The organism is Clostridium sp. UMB9555A, from assembly GCF_030222355.1.
GTDB classification, from domain to species: Bacteria; Bacillota; Clostridia; order Clostridiales; family Clostridiaceae; genus Sarcina; species Sarcina perfringens.
Genome location: NZ_JASORQ010000026.1, coordinates 1 through 1,746, shown reverse-complemented (window position 1 = coordinate 1,746; position 1,746 = coordinate 1). Strand labels below are relative to the sequence as shown.

Sequence of the window (1,746 nt, the reverse complement as noted above, 5' to 3'; positions counted from 1 at the left end):
GTTCAAGCCCGTAGCTTCGGTGGTAAGTTTAGCCCCGTTACATTTTCGGCGCAAGATCTCTCGACTAGTGAGCTATTACGCACTCTTTTAATGAATGGCTGCTTCTAAGCCAACATCCTAGTTGTCTTAGAAATCTCACATCCTTTCCCACTTAACTTACACTTTGGGACCTTAGCTGACGATCTGGGCTGTTTCCCTTTTGACCACGGATCTTATCATTCGTAGTCTGACTGCCGAGCTCAAAGTATGTGGCATTCGGAGTTTGATAAGGTTCGGTAAGCGCTATGCCCCCTAGCCCATTCAGTGCTCTACCTCCACTACTCATACTCGACGCTAGCCCTAAAGCTATTTCGGAGAGAACCAGCTATCTCCGGGTTCGATTGGAATTTCTCCGCTATCCACAGCTCATCCCATGCTTTTTCAACAGCAACGTGGTTCGGTCCTCCACGAGGTTTTACCCTCGCTTCAACCTGGCCATGGATAGGTCACCCGGTTTCGGGTCTACGGCATGCAACTAGTCGCCCTATTCAGACTCGGTTTCCCTTCGGCTCCGTACCTTAAGTACTTAACCTTGCTACATACCGTAACTCGTTGGCTCGTTCTACAAAAAGCACCTCATCACCCTCATAAGGGGCTCTGAGCGGTTGTAGGCACACGGTTTCAGGTTCTATTTCACTCCCCTCCCGGGGTTCTTTTCACCTTTCCCTCACGGTACTGCTTCACTATCGGTCATCAGGTAGTATTTAGCCTTGGGAGGTGGTCCTCCCTGCTTCCCACAAGGTTTCACGTGTCTCGTGGTACTCTGGATCATAACTCGTGGTCTTCTCGTTTCACTTACAGGACTATTACCTTCTACGGTGGAACTTTCCAGTTCTCTTCAGTTACAATAGCCTCCACTTTGATGCTATGTCCACAACCCCGGAAACAAGTTTCCGGTTTGGGCTCTTTCCCTTTCGCTCGCCGCTACTAAGAAAATCGATTTTTCTTTCTCTTCCTCCAGGTACTTAGATGTTTCAGTTCCCTGGGTTACCTTCATTAAGCTATGTATTCACTTAATGATACATGGGGTTTCCCATGTGAGTTTCCTCATTCGGAGATCTTCGGATCTCAGGCTATGTGCGCCTACCCGAAGCTTATCGCAGCTTATCACGTCCTTCATCGGCTCCTGATGCCAAGGCATTCACCATGCGCCCTTTGTAGCTTGACCTATATTAGTTATAGTTCTCATTTTACAAAGAATAGAAATTGGTTTTGCCAATTTGGCTTGTTGTTTCTATAAATTAAATTATGTGCAATTTTCAAAGAACAATTTTGAGAGATAGTCTCTCAAAATTAAACAGAGATATTATCCAGAATTCATTATCATCTTAGTTGTCCTAAGATGTATTCCTTAGAAAGGAGGTGATCCAGCCGCAGGTTCTCCTACGGCTACCTTGTTACGACTTCACCCCAATCGCTGACCCTACCTTCGGCCGCTGCCTCCTTGCGGTTAGCTCACGGACTTCGGGTATTGCCAACTCTCATGGTGTGACGGGCGGTGTGTACAAGACCCGGGAACGTATTCACCGCGACATTCTGATTCGCGATTACTAGTAACTCCAGCTTCATGTAGGCGAGTTTCAGCCTACAATCCGAACTGAGACTGGTTTTTAAGTTTGGCTCCACCTCGCGGTATTGCATCTCTCTGTACCAGCCATTGTAGCACGTGTGTAGCCCTACACATAAGGGGCATGATGATTTGACGTC

Annotated in this window: 2 rRNA genes; both read right to left on the bottom strand. The window is 47.3% G+C overall.

Annotation, left to right across the window (positions count from 1 at the left end):
- Positions 1 to 1,207 (bottom strand): 23S ribosomal RNA (locus QP548_RS16795); the annotation flags it as partial.
- 187 nt (positions 1,208 to 1,394) lie between these two features.
- Positions 1,395 to 1,746: ribosomal RNA gene (locus tag QP548_RS16790) — 16S ribosomal RNA — on the bottom strand; the annotation flags it as partial.